The organism is Pseudomonas sp. TH10, assembly GCF_016651255.1.
Taxonomy (GTDB): Bacteria; Pseudomonadota; Gammaproteobacteria; order Pseudomonadales; family Pseudomonadaceae; genus Aquipseudomonas.
Genome location: NZ_JAEKEG010000073.1, coordinates 1 through 18,519 on the forward strand (window position 1 = coordinate 1; position 18,519 = coordinate 18,519).

Below are 18,519 nucleotides of genomic sequence, written 5' to 3' on the forward strand. Positions count from 1 at the left end.
TTGACGAGCTGGACCAAGCGCCGTGGGTGGCGCAGTTTTTCTGTCAGGACGACAACGACTTCACCCCTACCTGACCCGGCTCACCGATTATATCCAGGACAGCGCGCGAGCCACGGTCTTCACCGAGGCGTATTTAGAGCTCAGCCGCCGTCATCTGAAGGCCATCGCCAAGCCCGGTGGTCTGTTTGAGGATAAGGTGGTGACCCGTCTGCCCTGGCGCGGCAATAACCGTCGGGTGCGACTGGTGGTCTATCGCTGGCTTGAGTCTGACGCTGAGGAGACAGGACTCAACCCGGTGCAATCCCTGCATCAGGCTTGCGAACGTATTGCTGCTTCGTTGCAGGCATGCGGGGTGCAAACAACGCGAGTCGATGGCCGAGGTCTGTATGCCTGGTTAGTGCCCTGGTTCAATCCGGCACCCAGGCTCACCGATGAAGCGCCCGAGGAGTTCTACCGCCGCGTGACCTATCCGGAGTCGGGCGACGGCGAGTCGCTGGAACTGCCCTTCGATCATGACTTCGCCGAGCGGCTGTTCTTCAACGAACCGCGCTCGGATGTCCAGCACGGGCTCTGGTTTTTCGATGATCAACCCCATCGGGTCATGGTGGTTGACAAGCTGCGCCGAGCGCCCTTGATTGGTCAGCTCACCGGAGAAACCCGCAAAGGTGACGCGGTGAATGCACTGTTCGACCAGTTACCCGAAGGTACAGTCATGAGTCTAACCTTGGTGGTCAAACCGCAGGATGTACTTGAGGAGCAGTTGAACCGCCTGGCGCGCAAAGCCATCGGTGAAAACCTGGCCTCGACCCAGACCCGCCAAGATGTTGAAGAAGCTCGTGCAATCATCGGTCGCCAGCACAAGCTGTACCGCGGCACCCTGGCGTTCTACCTGCGCGGTAACGATGAACAGCAATTGCACCAGCGCTCGGTCAGCCTGGCTAACGCACTACTGGGTGCGGGCCTACAACCGGTACGCGAAGGCGATGAAGTCGCCGCCTGCAACAGTTACCTGCGTTGGTTACCGATGGCTTACAACCCGGCCCGCGACACGCGCAACTGGTACACCCGCCTGATGTTTGCCCAGCACCTGGCGAATCTGATTCCGGTGTGGGGCCGCAGCACCGGCACCGGCCACCCAGGTATCACCCTGTTCAATCGTGGTGGTTCGCCGTTGAGTTTTGATCCGTTATCACGCCTAGACCGAGCCATGAATGGTCATCTGCTGTTGTTCGGCCCCACCGGCGCCGGCAAGTCGGCCACTCTGGTCAGCCTACTGATGCAGGTCATGGCCTGTACCGCCCTCGCCTGTTTATCGTCGAGGCCGGCAACTCATTCGGCTTGCAGGGCGACTACTTCGCGACACAGGGCCTGTCGGTCAACAAGGTCCAATTGAAACCTGGCGCCTCGGTCAGCCTCGCACCGTTCGCCGACGCTTGGCGCCTGGTCGAGCAGCCGGATCAGGTAGCGAGTCTGTCTATCGATGAGCTGGACGATGAGGTGGTAACCAGTCGCGAAGACCAGCGCGATGTTCTCGGCGAACTGGAAATCACCGCCCGCCTGATGATCACCGGCGGCGAGGCCAAGGAAGAGGCGCGCCTGAGTCGAGCCGATCGCAGCTTGATCCGCGAGTGCATTCTCGATGCGGCGCAAACGTGTGTCGCGGCGTGTCGCCAGGTACTGACCCGCAACGTGCGCGACGCCTTGCTGCGCGTCGCCGCTGACACACACTTGCCGGAGAAGCGTCGCGAGCGTGCCCAGGAAATGGGTGAGTCCATCGACCTGTTTTGCCAAGGTTTCGAGGGTGAACTGTTCGATCGCGAGGGCACGCCTTGGCCCGAGAGCGATGTGACCATTGTCGATCTCGCCACTTACGCTCGCGAAGGCTACGAGGCGCAGATGTCCATCAGCTACATCAGCCTGATGAACACCGTGAACAACCTAGCCGAACGCGACCAGTACCTGGGGAGGCCAATCATCATGGTCACCGACGAAGGCCATATCATCACCAAAAACCCGCTGCTGGCGCCGTTCGTGGTCAAGGGCACGAAGATGTGGCGCAAGCTCGGCGCTTGGTTCTGGCTGGCGACGCAAAACCTTGCCGACTTTCCCACTGCCGCGCAGACCATGCTCAACATGATCGAATGGTGGATTTGTTTGAACATGCCGCCCGCGGAAATCGAAGAGATCGCACGGTTCAAGAAACTCACGCCGGCACAGAAAGCCTTGCTGCTCTCCGCCAGTAAGGAGCCGGGTAAATACACTGAGGGGGTCGTGCTATCGAAGAAGCTCGAAACGCTGTTTCGGGCCGTACCGCCGAGTCTTTATCTCGCCCTGGCCATGACGGAGCCCGAGGAAAAAGCCGAGCGCTGGACACTGATGCAAGAGAACGGCTGCTCAGAACTGGAAGCGGCGTATAGGGTAGCTGAACGGATCGATATAGCGCGAGGAATAGAACCCGCATAGGCGAATCTATTCCTCGCGCTCTAAAGCGAGTGACCGGTTATTGCGGTACGCCCCGGAGCCGCTGCTGAATCCTCAACAGGAATCCGGCTTCGAAGGCATCCTGGCAGTCACCGACAGGAAAGGTCTTGCGGGTTTGCGCCAGCTCCCACCACAGGGGAATCTCGCCGGGCGTATCAAGCCAAGCCTCGAGCACATTGCACGCCACGCTCGATCATCGAGGCAAACTCGTTGCCCCAAGGTGTCAGAAGACTTGGGCAACCATCCGCCGCAGGAATTGAAATGTAGTTTTCGTCCATACACACCCTAGATTTCTGATTTATTGTTAGACGTTGGGCCCAGCTTCGAAAAGCTTAACGAAGCCAAATGAACACTCGATAACAGGCATGAGCATCAAATGGCCTAGATCAATGCCAATGTAGACTATATACCCGTGGATTGAGAGTCCCTCAAGGCGCAATTTGCGCGCATGACTCAAGACTACGAACAGCTTCGTCTTCAGCTGGCGGAAAACATCCGCTTGATGCGACGCGTGAAAACCTTACCCAAGAGCAGCTCGCGCTCATGGCCGAGGTGGATCGCACGTACGTCAGTCAAATCGAGACGATGCACGGGCAATCCGTCGCTGTTGGTCCTGTGCAAGCTCGCCAATATTCTCGAAATCACAACAGATCAGCTACTTGCAGAACCCGATACTCTGCGCAGCGCCCTTCACGTCAAATAATAGTCTCACGGCTCACAAATCCGATAGATCCGCCTTCATAATTTCCACTGACAGTCTTCAGTCCGTAATCGAACCTGCCCAGGCCATACATCGAGAGCCTGGATCATGCCTGTTGCCTGCTCGTCAATCTCGCCCACAAAGCTACGGCCCCTGGCGCTGAGCATCCTGCTGGCGTGCGGCCCAAGCGTGGCGCTGGACACCGCCAGCATCACGTCCTCCGTGCTTTTCGCAAAACTGCCTCGACTACAGGGTCGTCGGCATTTGTTTCTGGCTGTTCTGCACCCCTTCGGCTGCACAGTCAAAACCTCGACCAAGGTTCGTCATTTCATTCCTGAACTGGTGGTCTCGAGCTACGCCAACACCGGCAACAACCCCTGGACCGAGATGGCTGCCCTCTCCGCTCCCATCAGCGGCGCGGAGGGTGGCGGCAACCTGATCACCCCGAACACCCGCCGCGACAACCTGCCCCGCTTCAAGAACGTCGACGGTATCGGCCACCCCGGTGGCAGGATCGCCACGCAACTGGCTTCGCAATCAGGCTACGCCTGCGCCAGCGGCGCAACTGCATTCATGCCTTACTACCTGAGTACCCTGGACTCACTGGCCTGGCGCCATGGCATCCCGGAAAGTTTCTACCCCGAGTCGCTCATGCCGGGGCTCCGTGAAATCGGTAGTCAGGCCTCGGGAAACATGTGGGGCAACGTTTATCCCCGGCAGGGCTTTCTGGTACAGCCCGACGATTTCAAGGCGGCCGCGGTCATGACGCAACGAGCCGGCGATGTCATCACCCATAACGGACAGCCGCATGTGTATTTACCGCTCTTGCCCGCCAAACGTGACGGCTACTGGCCGCCCGGCCCGATCGTTGAAAACGACGCTTCGACCCACAAATGGCAATTGCTCTACCCTCAGGTTCAGCCCACGTGCGCCATCTTTCCCAGCGATCCGGTACAGAGTTCGGATGGGGGCTACGCCTGGTCGTTGTGGCGGCCCTATAGCTGTTGCAAACGTGAGGGGCAGACCTTCCTGTTCAGCATCGACTTCGAAGGAGGTGCTTCATGAGCCGGTTTCTCGCGCGCCCCTGGTTGGGCGTGATGAGTCTGTTGCTCTATGGGCTACTCGCTATGGCCACTCATGCCCACGCCGCCGAGGGCGATTACCGCCTGGGCACTCAAGGCGAAGTGCTCGATGACCGAGTGATGTACACCATCGGTGGTGGCTCGGCAGTGGGCTCACCGAGCTCGCTCTACCGACCCAGTGGTCTCGGTGTCGGCGGGTCCTGGCGAGCGAACATGATGTGCGGAAACATGAGCCTCACTAATACCCTGCAAAACCAGCTGAACGGTGCCACCGAAGGTTTCCAGCAGATCATGGGCAGCATCGTGCAGAACGCGACCCAGGCGGTGATGTCGCTGCCAGCATTGATCATTCAGCGCGCCAACCCCGGACTCTATGAGTTGCTGAGTAACGGGGTGATGCAGGGGCGTATCGACTTCGATCGTTCCAAATTGACCTGCCAGGCCATGGCCGAGAAGATGGCGGACAAGGTCGGTCAAGCCGGCTGGGGCGCGCTGGCCAAGAACCAGGAAATGCAGGGCAATCTGGAGCAAACCGGCGGTGATGCTGTGGCCGCGGTGAAAAACACCGAGGCCCGTAACGGCAGCAATGGGGTGTCCTGGGTCGGCGGCCAGAAGGCTGGAGGTAGTGGGCAGCCCCCATCCGGGTGACTTCCGACGTAGTGCGAGCAGGCTACAACCTGCTGCATAACCGGTCGGTGGATGACAGCGCCTCGATCAGTAGCAGCGACTGCTTAGGCGGGGCTATTTGCCAGACTTGGACCTCGCCCCAAGAGGAATCCGAATGGGCCGCCCGCGTACTGGGCGAGAGCGAAGTCGCGACCTGCGACAGCTGCGAAACTCTGCGTGCGACCGCTGGCAGCGGACTGACGCCGCTGATCCAGGAGGCCTATAACGAGCGCCTCAAGGCCCTGCAAGGGCTGTTGTCTGGCTCTCTGCCGCCTACCCCTGACAACCTGGCGAAAGCCTCCAGCCCGATGCTGCCGGTGACCCGTGGTGTGGTCGAAGCCCTGCGTGACGACCCCGATCAGGACCTGTTGGCGCGGCGCCTGGCCAGTGAGACGGCCTTGTCCAGTGTGCTCGACAAAGCGTTGCTGCTACTGCGCACCCTGCTGGCGGGCAGTCACGAACCGAACATCGCCTCAGCCGAGCCGGCACAGAGCGCCTTGACGAAAAACATCGACACCCTGGAGCGCGAAATACGCCTGCTGCAGACCGAACTGCAGGTCCGGCAGATGCTGGCCACCAACACCGCCAGCCTGGTGCTCGACCGGCATGCCGGTGGTGCCGACGCATCGCGTACCGTCGAGCAAGGCGACCCCGAGCCCGGTCGACTCAATGATGCTGACGCCAGGCGCAAGTGAGCCATGAAACGCTCACCGCTATTCACTTTGCTTTCAAGTCTGGGGATTGCCGCAGTGATGATCCTGACCGCTGCACTGGTCGCATGGATCGGCCGCACTGCGCTGGGTAGTTTCGAGGCCTGGCAGCAGGCATTCGAATCCGTACGACCCTATCTGCGGGGGTGGCGTGCCCTGCTCTACGGCGCCCTCTTTGCGCTCTGGTGGGATCTGCTTCAGCGCTACCGACATCGACCCCAGGATCGACTGCGCATGAAACGCATCGGGACATTAGGGCTATTGCTCTTTACCTGCGTCGAACTCACCCGACTGTGAGGTCACCACCATGCTCCTGAGCACTAACAGCTACCTGGAATTTTACCTATCCCTGCTGGCCTGGATCATTAACAACGGACTCTGGGGCGTCCTGTCCGACACCGGGCTGTTTGCCGCGCCCTTCGGCGCGATCATCCTCCAGGAATGGCTGTCAGCCCGTCAGCAGGGCGCGGATGAGGGAAACAAGGGATTGCTCTCGGTGCCGCGGATCGAGAACCGGTTGTGGCTGGCCTACATCGTCCTATTGTTCGGCTGCGCGCCGGTCTTTCCGCTGAGCCTCTCGTCAATGACGTTCGATGATGCGGCGAGTCAGCGCTGCGGCGTAAGTGTGGCCAAGCCAGCGGAAACCGCCTGGGGGACGACCTTCAATACTATTGGCGAACGCTCCGCCAACGTGCCGATCTGGTGGTTTCTGGTGCATGCCTTGAGCAAAGGCGTGACCGCCGCGGCCACCGCCTCCATTCCCTGCGCACCGGATATCCGGCAGATGCGCATGGAAATCGACAGCTCGCGTATCGACAGCCAAATACTGCTGCAGGAAGTCGCCGACTTCACTCGCGACTGCTATGGCTATTCCCGTTCTCGGCTATTCACCAACCGTCCGCAGTTGGACAAGGCACAAAGTCACGACGCGTCCTGGATCGGCTCAAGCTATTTTCTCAATACGCCAGGTTACTACGACACCGACCGCTCACGTACACCGCGAGTCAGCTGGCCGTATGAAGAAAGCCGCGATGTCTCCTTACCTAGACTAGAAAATGGTGCGGGCTACCCCACCTGCAAACAGTGGTGGAGCGATAACGGTATCGGGTTGCACGAGCGCTTAATCAAGCAAGTCGATCCTTCGCTGCTGACTCAGCTGAAAGGCTGGTTGACTGGCCGTTCGAGCAACGAGATCGAGGATGCCACCCTGCGCGAACTGGTCAGCCCGCGCCAGCAATCAATGTCCATGTCGCCCGGACAGGTGTACCAGGACTATGGCTCCAGCGCACGCGGCGGCTCGATCAATCAGGGGCTCAATAATCTGGCCACCAACACCGGGCTGGCCCTCGGTTCCTTCAGCAACTTCCCGGCGATGAATGCACTACGCGCTGCCCTGCCAATGGTGCAGGCATTCCTGATCATGGGCATCATCATCAGTTTGCCGCTGATACTGCTGGTCAGTACCTATCAGCTGAAGACCGTCATGACCGTGACGTTCGCGCTGTTCACACTGCACATGCTGACCTTCTGGTGGGAATTAGCACGCTGGGTCGACTCAAGCATGCTCGATACCTTGTACAACCAGGTGTCGGCGTCCAATCAGGTGCTGTTGTCGCTGCCCACATCCGGCTTCATGGAGGGGACAGTTACGGCGCAGGTAATTGAGTATGTGATGGGTGCGATGTTCATCGTGCTGCCGATGCTATTTCTAGGAGCCATGAGCTGGGCAGGATATTCAGTCGGCAACGGGATTCAAGGTATGTTGGCGAACGGTAGCAAAGCTGCAAGTGACTCAGCGAGCAAAGGTGCGGATCAAATATTGGGTGCTGCAAAGCGCTCAATTAGATGACTTGCTGTCGCCTATATAATGCCCGTTGTCGTCGAAGTCACCGATGTACAGGTCAGCACCTAGGTAGTCTGGCCCTGGATTTTTCTCTTGTTGATCGGCACCAATAAAAACCCTGAGCCATAGCAAAGTAGTGACAGCCAGCATCATCACAATGAAAGTAACCATCCAAGCACTGACAAAAAGCAATCCTCCGATCAATGCCAGTTTGGAAGTCAAAAAACTCCCGCGAACTAGTAATTTACCTGCGGGCATACCTGCCGTCACCGCACGCTCAACCACGCGGTACTCAAACGTTTTCAACTTACGGTAACCACGCTTTACCGACATGCCACATGTGTAGGCCCTGCGGTGGGCACGGGAAACTTGAACGGGATTCTGCGTCTGCATGTTCTCGCCCTCTTCTGAGCGTTTTCATGATTGAGACAGAAGTAATAGCGTACTACTGAAATCGGCCCGTGCCTGACCGTTTATCAGTTTGCCCCAGCCGTAAAATCTTCACTGGAAGACAGAAGACAAGCTCCGTGAAACAGCGTCTCTACAGTCATTGACCCATACAAATCGTCCGGCTAAATACAAGGTATGGATCGCTGTTATCGACAGCACTTCCCAGGTAGCCAGAGCCTTCAAGGCTACGTTCACTTCGGTGATGGTTCTCCCCAAGTGCGATTAGCGTTCGGTAGCTCGCACGGTGACCGTTTCTACGGTGATGAACGCCTACTGCTCTCCGGAGCGCCTTTCGAGCTCTGCTCGTCAGGCAAACTTTCTTGTTTTTCTTCCACCCACTGCGGGGAAATCTTTCCCCGCACAGGGCAGGTTTCTTCGCGTTTTCAACGGAGACATACCATGCCCGACTCACTTACACCGCAAACACTGAACACCCTTCGGTTGCCCATCGTGTTCACCCCTGGCGCGTGGCAACGCGCAGTACTGCTCGAGCAATCCGATCACGCTGAGAAGCTGCAGGTCGATCGGTTGAGCCACGTATTGCGCGCAGCCTTCGAAGCCCACCTGGCCTATCCACACAAGCCCTACGTGCTGTTCGAGGTAATCCACATTGAACCAACCGATCACTTACACCACGACCCGTTGCTGCAATTGAGTCTGAGCCTACTCCAAGAACCGGGTCAGCCTGCCGCCTTGCTGATAGCGCTTGCAGGAGAACACCAGCGCTAAGCGCAATGGGCGGCGCCCACCTCCACATTCGGGCGGCATGCAAGACCTGCATCAATCCAACCCATCACCCAACCGGGGAACCCTCCCCGACGGGCAAGGCGTTCCTCCGTTTTCTCTCGAGGAAATTGCCATGCGCGATATCTACCAAGACGTAACTGACAAGATCGTTACCGCGTTAGACCAAGGCGTTGCTCCCTGGATCAAACCCTGGTCCTCAAGTGGCTCCGCTTACATCGGTCATCAACCCTACCCCGTCAACGCCATCACACGACGTCCGTATTCGGGCATCAATTTACCGCTGCTCTGGGCCGAGGCCAGGTTGCAGGGGTTCACTCAAGATCGTTGGCTGACCTTCAACCAAGCCAAAAAGACCGGTGGGCACATTCGTAAGGGTGAGCACAGCACTCTGGCGGTGCTCTACAAGCCGATGGAGCGCGAGGAACAGACCGAGTCAGGCCAACCCGTACTCGATGAAAACGGTCAGCCCAAGGTCGCTCACTTCGGCATTCTCAGGACAAATTTTCTGTTCAACATCGAGCAAACGGAGGGGCTCGAAATGCTCAATGAAACCCTGCTCGAGACGGAACAGAGTGATCCCTTCCAGCCCAACAGCACCGGGGAAAATCTGCTATTAAGTTCAGGTGCACGCATCGTTCATCGGCCTGCCGACGAAGCCTTTACCACCCGATCAGGGATCTCATCCAACTGCCGACAAAAGCACAATTTCACGATGAAGGCGGGTACTACGCCACGGCACTTCATGAGCTGACGCACTGGACCGGGCATCACTCTCGGTTGCAGCGCGAAGGCATGACGTCAGCCTGTCCGTTCGGCTCGCTAGGCTACGCGTTTGAGGAGTTGATCGCCGAGATGGGCGCTGCTTTTTTATGTGCCTACGCCGGTATACAGGGGGAGCTGCGGCACGAGGGCTACATCGACTCCTGGCTCGGCCTGCTCAAGGCTGACAAACGCGCGATCTTTCGCGCCAGTGGTCTGGCCCGAAGCGCCTCGGAGTATGTACTCAACCTGGAGCAGCAGCTGAAGCAGATGGTAATGGATGACTCACGATGCATGAACGATGGAGTTTGATCGTTAACTCACCGTTGCAATCGCATCACAGGGCCCAACGCGAGTTGGGCCCTTTTCTGCGCCCAGAAAAATCCCCATGCCGCGGGGCTCTGATGCAAAGAGTCAGGGATGGGCACACACTCGCAGCCTGTCATTCCGCATCAAGGTTCTGCGCCAGAAAATCCACCAGCTCGAGCGGACTTCGGCTATCGATTACCTTGTAAATCAGATCACGCTTACTGCGCGGCAACTTCTTGACCACGCTCTTCGCCGAGGCCCGGACGGCTTCGTCGGTCCCATGGATACGTGCCGCGAGCAGCAGCACGAGCGTGGCGTCTGTGAGGTTCATGGCAAGACCCAAAAAATAGGCACCGCAGTGTACCGACTCTTGTCTTTGCCGTACTAGCCCCAACAAAACGATGCCTAGCAGTATCCATATTCCGATTGCCGCGCAAAGGGACACGCGCCAAAAGGACGGTAAGGGTTGGAAAGGAATGGGGGTCAAGGGTAAGAGCCCTATCCGAAAAGGCTAAAAGGCCACTGACCCAGCCACTTCCCGGAGGTCACGATGCTCAGCCTGTTTAGCCGCAAAAGGCAGAAGCCCTCTCCGCCACTGACCGTCAACGTCGCCGAAGGTTACCTGCCCATCGAGTCGGCTCACAGCTTGTTAGCTGCGGAGCACCGCCGCCAGTTGCTCGATCGCATCTGGCAGTACACCGCCCTCTCCCACGCGCAGTTCATCCAGCTCTATTTAAATCCGATCCATCGCTACGCCGAACAGGTCCAGCAACTCCCGGCCAGCGAGACCCACCACCATGCGTATCTCGGCGGTATGCTCGACCATGGACTGGAACTGGTCGCTTGCAGTTTGAAACTGCGTCAGTCGTATCTGCTTCCCACTGGCGCCGCGCCCGAAGACCAGGCGGCCCAGACCGACGCGTGGTCGGCGGGCATCGCCTATGGCGCGCTGCTGCATGACATCGGCAAGATCGCCGTGGACCTGCTGGTCGAACGCCAGGATGGCCGTGTTTGGCATCCTTGGCAGGGTGCCCTGGATCAGCCCTACCGTTTTCGCTACCTCAAAGGTCGGGATTACCATTTGCATGGCGCCGCCGCAGGCTTGCTCTACACACAGATTCTCGACCGCCTGATCCTCGATTGGCTCAGTGGATTTCCGTCGCTGTGGGCCAGCCTGCTGTATGTCCTGGCGGGCCAGTACGAACGTGCTGGCGTGCTCGGCGAAGTGGTCATTCAGGCCGACCGCGTCTCCACCGCGCAGAACATCGGTGGCAACCCGAGCAAGGCGCTGCAAGCGCCGATTCGTTCGCTGCAACATCACTTGATCAGCGGACTACGCCATCTGGTTCAGCACGAGCTGAAACTCAACCAGCCGGGTGCCGCGGGATGGCTGACCCAGGACGCACTCTGGCTGGTCAGCAAGACGGTCACGGACAAGCTGCGAGCCTATCTGCTGTCGCAAGCGATAGAGGGCATTCCCTCCTCCAACATTGCTGTGTTCGACGAACTGCAATCGCATGGGCTGGTCGAGTCCACAATAGAAGGCAAAGCCATCTGGACCGCCCTTGTCGCGCAGGGAAACTGGCAGCAGAGCTTTACCTTTCTGCGCCTTCAACCGGCGTTGATCTGGGGGAACGAAGATCGGCCTGAGCCTTTCAGCGGAACGGTGAGCGTTGCGGCCGATGATCACCCGACTGAGACTACGGCATCACCAGCGGCGTCCGAGACTGTCAATACAGGATCGCGTCAAAGCCCATCGCAACCCGATCCCATGGCGATGGAGGATGCCGACTACCTCGACACGTTGTTAGATATGTTCGAGCTGAAAGAGTCTGAGGTCAGCAACGCATCGTCAGCTGGCACCCTCGAAATCTCAAATCCTTCATCGGACAACCCTGGTCAGGCATTCCTGAATTGGGTCAAGGAGGGCATCCTCAGCCATAAGCTGATCATCAATGACAGCAAGGCCAAAATCCACACGGTGTGTGGCAGCGTATTTCTAGTCACACCTGGCCTCTTCCAACGCTACGCGCAGGAGTTTCCTGGTATCTCACAGGGGACCGATCAAGAAATTGAAGAATGGCGCTGGGTGCAGAAGCACTTTGAAAAACTGAAGGTTCACAAAAAACGTGAGAATGGTCTAAACATATGGACCTGCCAGATCCAAGGCCCCCGCAAGAGGGCAAAACTCAAAGGTTATCTATTAGGAAAAACAGAGCTGCTTTTCGGAACAGTCCCTCCCGATAATCCTTTTCTCATGCTTGACCCAGAATGAACATCCAGATATCGCAAAGCCTGCCGATTGTAGCTAGAAAAGGACATTGAGACCGCATTTCTGCTATAGCAAAACCTAGGTGTTCAGTTAGCGATCAATCCTTTGCATCTCGCATACTTTCGTACCGATGGAGCTGAGCGGACCACTCAGACCGAGAGTTGCGCCAATATCAACGCGGCATGCAGGCAAGGAGCATTCGAAAACTTAATTAACACCAACTCCCCCGAGCTTATTGCGCGAACCGGACACAGAAATTTTAACTTAACCGCGTAAGCTCAAAATAACCATTGCTATTTTGACTGGTAAAATAGTTACCTCTAAGAACACCACCCTCATGACCATACAGTTTCAATATAGAAGCACCTTCATAGGGGCCTACCGAATCGGTACCAGTATTCTTTGGTATTACCCTATAAAAATAATAAAGCATCGGCCTAGAGGAGTTAATATCCTTAATAGTTTTTACAACAAGAGTTTCCGAGTCCGAGCCTTCGGAATGGACCTCCATGCTAACGCCAAACAAGCTCTGCTTAATGCTAGCTTCAGCCTCAACAGCTCCATCCTCCCCATTTCGTGTCCATTTTATTTCCATTTTATTTCCATTTTCCACTGGCCATTCAGATCAGGAAATAGCCATTCATTCAGTACTGGATATCGGGCCCAAATTTTTTTCCAAAAAAATTCGCAGTCAAAAACAAAAGTCCTTCCAACAGCAAAGCACCACCAAACACAACCCTAAACGCCGCCTGCAGGGAAGCTTCTACACCACATACAAACATGATAAAGACTATCAGTGTTACGAAAGCAGCATAAAGTTTTCCAACGAGCACCATAGCTTTAAGCGGGGATAACGTAGAAAACATTTACAGCTCCTCAAAATGGATTTCGCGACCGTTTTCAAAAATTGCTATACCCAATGTAGGCGTAGCGATCCCAATCATTTTCACTCCTGGTAATACAGAGCCAAACAGCGCAGCAAGATACCTTCCTCCAAAACGGCGCTCACGTTTCAATTCGACCCCTCAACGATTGGGGGAGAAAAGTACTGCGCAACGCCTGAAAGCAATAGATCGGTAGTTAACAAATGAAAACCATCGTGTAGATCATTGTGTGAATGGGAAATTTCGGCCAAAACCTCTGCTGTGTCAGCCTGATCTGGAATTATCGGATCGACGCGCGAGTGGAAACACAGGAAGATTGGCGTCATTTTCCTGAACTATGACACCAAGACCTGAGAAATCTTGCCCGGAAAACGCCACTACCCTTTTAAGCAAGTCAACTAATTGCTCCAACATAAGACACTACTCATATGGAAAATATTAATACAGCTTAAACACTGTCCTGCCTCACCGGATGGCACTATGAGGCAGCCCCCTGCAGGAGCGTTTGTCGCCTCCCAGTTGCATGCATGTATTCAAAATGCAAATCATACGCCCCACTTTAGTGCCAGTAACAGTCTACGATCACAGCGCAGGAGTTGCCATTCGTGCAGGTCGATCGAGGATGGACTGGACTGATCCTGCGGATAGGTGTGCCATTCGCCAATATATCTGATAAGACCATTGCTTTCGCTCCATCGTCGACGAGCTATACCTTGGTGTCGATATGGCATGCGCTCGAAGAAATACTGAAATCGTCGATCCCAGAAGCTGGGTTCCGTCGCCAGGATTTCCAAATGAGTCCCACGTACGTGCCCAAGTAAAATGCCACCTGCCTCACTGGACTCCTCACCTTCCTGAACATACCTCGAAAACACTTCAAGCGGCTGTGCAGAGAGAGCAACCAGTTGCTGAGTCGCAGGGTCGACCCATGTGTTTACAAACTGCATGCAGGACATCCTAATCGAGCCAGTGGGGTACAGTCGTGCGTCGCTCCCGTGTGCACCGGGCTGAGCACGCGAGTGGACAGTGCAGGCTAAGGATTCTGCTTCCCCATGCAAGAGCCGCAGCCAGGCCGAGGCTGGCCGCCCGAATCGAGACGGAAGCAGAAAGCGGAACGTAAAGCCCCTCACAGCCTTGGCCGGCGAAAAATAGGTTCTACCCCCCTTCGATGGAGATGAAGTGCTGCTCGCGATTGTAGTCGCTGAGGCAGCGATAACAGCGCTCTCCTTGATGCTGCGTGAGCAATGGACGCATCGCTAAACCTGCGCCCTCGATCCACACCTGGAACAGGGCTGTGCTCTTTTCTCAGTGGGCAGCGTGCGTGCCCACACACGATATTCATTCAGTGGTCCACGGGGTGCTCGCAGGGAAGGAGGTATGCCTGCGATTCGCATGAATCTACCGGCGTCACTCCTGTGGCATTTTGAGATGTGACTGTAGCCGACCGGAATCTCATGTTCAGCAGAATGTGATAAAAGACCACTTCTCGCGGGCCCCGCCACCGTCGCTCCATGCCCAGCCATAAGTTGTCCGAGGCGTGCAGTACTTCCACTCCAACACCATTGCTTGGATGGTTCTTGGTGTATCCGCTGTGGTCTCGGGCAGCAACGAGTTCAGCGTACCCCCGGATCAGCGACCTAAAATCAATGACGTCACAGTAGGCTGCGATGAATACTGGACTGAGCGACTCGGGATCATAGCCCTCAATTTTATCCAGGTGTGTGGTGATGACCGTTACATCTGTGGAAAACAGCCGAAATGCCTCGAAGATGGCTATGCGCCTGTTTTTCGAATCCCTGATAGATCCGTCAATCTCTCCCGGGCTCTTACCAGAAGGAGATTCACCACCACGCGCCTGGTCGTTGATACCAACACGTACCTCTGCCATCCGCTTGTTGAATAGCGAGGTAAACCAGTCGTTAATCAGGTCTTCCTTGGTGATTCGGAAGCTGGCAGTTTCGTTCGATTCTACGGAGTGGAGTTGCAGGTTCTTTTGCGAAACACCAGCTCCTGTGCTACCTCCAACATGGCCCTCTGCAGGAACTCGTGCGGAAGTAACCCTTGGCCGACGATAGCCACGTAATCCTTGAAATCCTTAGAGACGATCTGTGTGTAGTGCTTGGTCAGTTGAAGGTCAGTGCGCTGCGAGTCTTCGTTCACAATTTGGATTAGCTGCGAAAGGGAGCGATCGGCCGGTGATGCTTCAACGAGTTGATTAATCAGGTCGTTTAGCCCCAAGCCTTCCGGAATCTGTGGATTCAGTTCGCAGTAGCGGTTGAAGATCTGCTGGGCGATCAGCGGCTCGTTCCGCTCAATAAGCGCCATGCAATAGGGCCCTAGAATTTCCGCCTGTACCTGCTGCTCAGTACTGAGCTTTGACCAGAAAACATCGATGTCCTGAGCTTGTCGGAGCTGACGATAACCTTCCAAGATCGTCGCGACCCAAGGTGCCGGCATGAGGTCGGGCTCGGTGTCTCCGAGACTTGCCATGAATTGCGCTAACGCGTATCGAATCTGGGAGGTGTCGGACGCCCCATAATGGACAGCCAGACGGCTCTTAAACAGCAGAAAGCTGTGAATATCATGCTTCGTCTCCTTATAGAGCGCCTCCATGATACTGACGCACCTTTGCGGCTTGGTGTCGCAGAAAGCCGCAGCTGTGATGTAACGCTTGAACACCTCACATTCATGGCGCTGAGCGCGCTCCTCTTGTTCATCGAGGTTGGAATGTTGCTCAAAAGGTACAGGGTGGTGACGCGCGGCCTCGGCGAACTGCTCAGGTTCGTCTTTTAAGGTCTCCAGCAGTTCTAATAGCTCGAATTTGTATTCGTAGGTCAACCAGACTCTACGGGCCCGCAGAATGTGAGGGTTGCGAGTGCTGACGAAGCGCTCTTGCGCCAAGAATGCCTTAGCAGACGTAATCAGCTTGAGGGCCATTGCGGTATTGCCATAATTACAGGCTGAGGTAAAAGCCTGCTCGATTCCTTGAAGTCCCAGGTCTTCCGCTTCCTGCGGTTCATGAGCAGCAATAATGCGTTGCACATGCTCCGCACGAGCGATCGCCGAACAGTGCTCGAGGAGAACGAACAACTGGTCAACCGGTATGAGCGGCCCACAGCGATCAAGCAGATCCTCGAACAGGGAGTCTGGGAAAGAGTTGGCATAGGAACAGAAGTGTCGCCACAGATCGTACTCATCCCTGTAAAACGCACTGTCAAACAGATATGTAGCCTCCTCACGGGGGCCAAATCCCAGGGTGCGTACGATCTCAGCGACCCGCTCCCTGACACGCTCCCAACCGTCGACTTTCTGAGCGCGCCCCACCTGCAGCAGTACTTGTAGATACTGTCGGATGGCAGCTCCGACGGCAAAATTGTACTTATGCGAGTAAGAGAGCCGCTCCGACCACCTGTTGCAGGTACCGGAAAACGCGAGCAGCGGACGCACACCCTCGCTGCCAATTAGCTTGTGCCAGGGCAGAGCAGCGAAGAATTCGCTAGGCTGCAGCGTTCGCTGCTGGCCAGCCAAGTTTGCAGAGAATTCCGCTCGATAATAGCTCAGTAATGCGATTTGGATGGTTTCTAGTAAGTTATCTGAAGCATCAATGCTGGCTGTGGGGACATGCTCGAGCAACCAGAAACCCAGTAGATACTGATGGTGGCCTGGTTGCTGAAGCTCGTCTGCGCTTCGGTGAGTCGTAAGTTGGCGGACGTAGGCCTGACCGAGTTGACGGATCTGCTGTGGCTGGAGGCGTTCTAGCAGTCCTAGAAGGAATTGATACTCCAAGGTTTGTGAGAGTTTACTCGTGTGCAGGTAACAACGATCACCCAAAAAGTCTATCGCGTTGAGCAAGCGCTCGCCTACGTCAGGAATTTTTGCCAACGCACGAAGGTATTCATCACAGACCAAGTGCTGGAAAACCTTGTCGAGGTACCCACCCAGCGCTGGACTGTCTTGGTTTCCCTGGCTGAAGCGCTTCTGTGCGAGATGGAACAGGGCAATGTCGCATGTGTCCGCCCTTGACAGTAGGAACGCTAGGTAGCCGGCAATGTCGTACTCGGGCACTGCATTGAAAAGCAAGTATTTCAAGGTAGGACGCGTCGTAGCGAGATCCAGTAGGGATTCGGCAATTCCCCACGAAAAGAGTTGTTGGCCGTCGATACCCACGCTGACTTCGATGGAGCTCGCGATTAACCAACTATAAAAGCCATCAACAGTTCGCCAATGTTTGAATCGCTGTCCCAGGCATACGAACTGCAGGGCATCCGAGTGATCTTCGGGGGACACAGGATAGGCATTATTCAACGTTGCCAAGGTCAGTCGCTCACATGGAGTCACTTCATGTTGTTTCTCTTTGGCAATTTCTTCGGAACCAATGCTGACGTGCATCGTGATCTGTACTGGCGTGATGAGACTGGAAAAACTGTGCTCGTTCCAAGCTTGCTTGAGCAAAGTTGTCATTGATCCATGTAGTGAGACGTCGTCGGCTAGATGCGCCACCAATTGATCAGCAAACTCACGCTGCTCCGCGTTGCCCAATTGCTCCCAGATGACCGGCATAGCCCATCTGCAGTGCGTCCGCAAGCACCACAACCAGTGCTCGAATGCCTGCCTTGGCGCTAGCACTTCTCGTAGCACTTGCCATAAGTAGGTGCAGACCAATGAGTCGAAGTTTTGATTGCCTGGTGTCGAAACAAAGTTCCCGTCTTCAACCCGTAATTGCGGAAGCAGCTCGGCGATGGGGGAGATTCCGGCGAGTGGCAGCAACCGCGCTTCGAGCTCCCCAACCGGCAAAGTGAAGTGGGGTGGATAGTAGCCGTCGCTACCATCCCGAATGGCTTTTAGAAATTCTACGGTCTGTATAAGCGGCCTCAGGCTGGGATCTACGACCTCAACGTTCCGTACACTCTGGCAGTGAACCACGCACCAGCCGGCGATGAAGGACACTAGGCCGTGCTCTTCAAGCAAAGCTAGCTGGATTTGGACTGCTGGCTGCGGCGGCTCACTATCCGCACGAGGCCAAGTCATTCGTCCATCTAGTAAGGCTTCGACTGTAGTTCGGTCAAGTGGGGGCGTGGCCAACTTGGCATGCGCAAAGAAGATGGCCAGTGCCTTGGACTGGACGTGGTCCGTGTACTCATAGCACTCAGGTCGACGCCTGTGCGTAGCATACCCGTCCAGCATGGATGAAAGGTGCCACCAGTTCGACGAAAAGTTATGCATTCCGAGTCAGGATCCGATGCGATTGGGTTCAGTCCGGTAGCTAAGCCTGCATTATGGTGGTGCGCATTGTCCGCGAACAAGCACGATTGGGAGACGTCCTCAAACCGAACGGCAGCCCCAACCACCTCTGTTCCTAAAGATAACTTCCAATCAACTTGCCAAGATCGGCCGATGCATACTAACGAGTGGCTGGTGACCATACCGGGGTAGACCAATTTCTAAGCAAGACCGTAGCGCTTAACGCTGAGGGCGTCGCCAGGGTCACACCAGGTAAATACCCGCAAGCGGTCACCGATTTGCTGCCCAAAGACATGGGGAACGCCAATGGTCAAATTGTCCCACGACATTGGAGAGATATGAGCTACGAATGATCGTTGGAAGACTCGGTCTTTC

At 56.0% G+C, this 18,519-nt stretch carries 14 protein-coding genes and 4 pseudogenes; 9 read left to right on the forward strand and 9 right to left on the reverse strand.

Annotated features, from left to right (window positions below; all coding sequences use genetic code 11):
• Positions 1-2,463, forward strand: a pseudogene (locus JFT80_RS11670) (conjugative transfer ATPase); the annotation flags it as partial.
• Positions 2,464-2,500: 37 nt separating this feature from the next.
• Here JFT80_RS11670 and JFT80_RS25120 read toward each other — a convergent pair.
• Positions 2,501-2,668 (reverse strand): LasR-specific antiactivator QslA, encoded by a 168-nt coding sequence (locus JFT80_RS25120; RefSeq protein WP_307833075.1) that lies wholly within the window; start codon positions 2,666-2,668, stop codon positions 2,501-2,503.
• 261 nt (positions 2,669-2,929) lie between these two features.
• Here JFT80_RS25120 and JFT80_RS25125 point away from each other — a divergent pair.
• The 5 genes and pseudogenes from JFT80_RS25125 (at position 2,930) to JFT80_RS11695 (ending at position 7,488) form a co-directional block, all read left to right on the forward strand.
• Positions 2,930-3,184: pseudogene (locus tag JFT80_RS25125) on the forward strand (helix-turn-helix domain-containing protein).
• A 105-nt stretch (positions 3,185-3,289) separates the two neighbouring features.
• Positions 3,290-4,246 (forward strand): TIGR03756 family integrating conjugative element protein, encoded by a 957-nt coding sequence (locus JFT80_RS11680; protein ID WP_242482891.1) that lies wholly within the window; start codon positions 3,290-3,292, stop codon positions 4,244-4,246.
• Positions 4,243-5,624, forward strand: a pseudogene (locus tag JFT80_RS11685) (integrating conjugative element protein). The gene JFT80_RS11680 and the pseudogene JFT80_RS11685 overlap by 4 nt, the downstream one beginning before the upstream one ends.
• 3 nt (positions 5,625-5,627) lie before the next feature.
• Positions 5,628-5,936, forward strand: a complete 309-nt coding sequence (locus JFT80_RS11690) for a hypothetical protein (protein ID WP_201147970.1) — start codon at positions 5,628-5,630, stop codon at positions 5,934-5,936.
• Between the two features lie 10 nt (positions 5,937-5,946).
• Positions 5,947-7,488 carry a conjugal transfer protein TraG N-terminal domain-containing protein gene (locus JFT80_RS11695; protein WP_201147971.1) on the forward strand — a complete coding sequence of 514 codons (1,542 nt, stop codon included), beginning with the start codon at positions 5,947-5,949 and terminating at the stop codon, positions 7,486-7,488.
• On the opposite strand, the gene JFT80_RS11700 is transcribed toward JFT80_RS11695, so the two are convergent.
• Positions 7,477-7,875: a DUF3742 family protein gene (locus JFT80_RS11700; protein ID WP_201147972.1), complete on the reverse strand. Its 399-nt coding sequence runs from the start codon at positions 7,873-7,875 to the stop codon at positions 7,477-7,479. The genes JFT80_RS11695 and JFT80_RS11700 overlap by 12 nt on opposite strands.
• A gap of 456 nt (positions 7,876-8,331) precedes the next feature.
• On the opposite strand from JFT80_RS11700, the gene JFT80_RS11705 reads away from it, so the two are divergent.
• Positions 8,332-8,661: a hypothetical protein gene (locus tag JFT80_RS11705; protein ID WP_016978896.1), complete on the forward strand. Its 330-nt coding sequence runs from the start codon at positions 8,332-8,334 to the stop codon at positions 8,659-8,661.
• A 130-nt stretch (positions 8,662-8,791) separates the two neighbouring features.
• Positions 8,792-9,750: pseudogene (locus JFT80_RS11710) on the forward strand (ArdC family protein).
• Between the two features lie 130 nt (positions 9,751-9,880).
• Here JFT80_RS11710 and JFT80_RS11715 read toward each other — a convergent pair.
• Positions 9,881-10,078, reverse strand: a complete 198-nt coding sequence (locus JFT80_RS11715) for a hypothetical protein (RefSeq protein WP_007901093.1) — start codon at positions 10,076-10,078, stop codon at positions 9,881-9,883.
• Positions 10,079-10,297: 219 nt separating this feature from the next.
• Here JFT80_RS11715 and mobH point away from each other — a divergent pair, with 219 nt between their 5' ends.
• The gene (gene mobH / locus JFT80_RS11720) at positions 10,298-12,022 is read left to right on the forward strand and encodes a MobH family relaxase (protein WP_201147973.1); all 1,725 of its coding nucleotides are present in this window, start codon (positions 10,298-10,300) and stop codon (positions 12,020-12,022) included.
• Between the two features lie 256 nt (positions 12,023-12,278).
• On the opposite strand, the gene JFT80_RS11725 is transcribed toward mobH, so the two are convergent.
• The 6 genes from JFT80_RS11725 to JFT80_RS11750 form a co-directional block, all read right to left on the reverse strand.
• Entirely contained in the window at positions 12,279-12,614 is a 336-nt protein-coding gene (locus tag JFT80_RS11725) for a hypothetical protein (protein WP_201147974.1), read from the reverse strand.
• Positions 12,615-12,663: 49 nt separating this feature from the next.
• Complete coding sequence (locus tag JFT80_RS11730; protein WP_201147975.1) at positions 12,664-12,885, reverse strand: hypothetical protein; 222 nt, start codon at positions 12,883-12,885, stop codon at positions 12,664-12,666.
• The gene (locus tag JFT80_RS11735) at positions 12,886-13,035 is read right to left on the reverse strand and encodes a hypothetical protein (RefSeq protein WP_201147976.1); all 150 of its coding nucleotides are present in this window, start codon (positions 13,033-13,035) and stop codon (positions 12,886-12,888) included.
• Between the two features lie 413 nt (positions 13,036-13,448).
• Positions 13,449-13,850, reverse strand: coding sequence for a Mov34/MPN/PAD-1 family protein (locus tag JFT80_RS11740; RefSeq protein ID WP_242482892.1), 402 nt, complete (start codon positions 13,848-13,850; stop codon positions 13,449-13,451).
• Between the two features lie 395 nt (positions 13,851-14,245).
• Positions 14,246-14,791 carry a hypothetical protein gene (locus JFT80_RS11745; RefSeq protein ID WP_201147977.1) on the reverse strand — a complete coding sequence of 182 codons (546 nt, stop codon included), beginning with the start codon at positions 14,789-14,791 and terminating at the stop codon, positions 14,246-14,248.
• An 80-nt stretch (positions 14,792-14,871) separates the two neighbouring features.
• Positions 14,872-17,463: a hypothetical protein gene (locus tag JFT80_RS11750; RefSeq protein WP_201147978.1), complete on the reverse strand. Its 2,592-nt coding sequence runs from the start codon at positions 17,461-17,463 to the stop codon at positions 14,872-14,874.
• Positions 17,464-18,519: the final 1,056 nt, after the last annotated feature.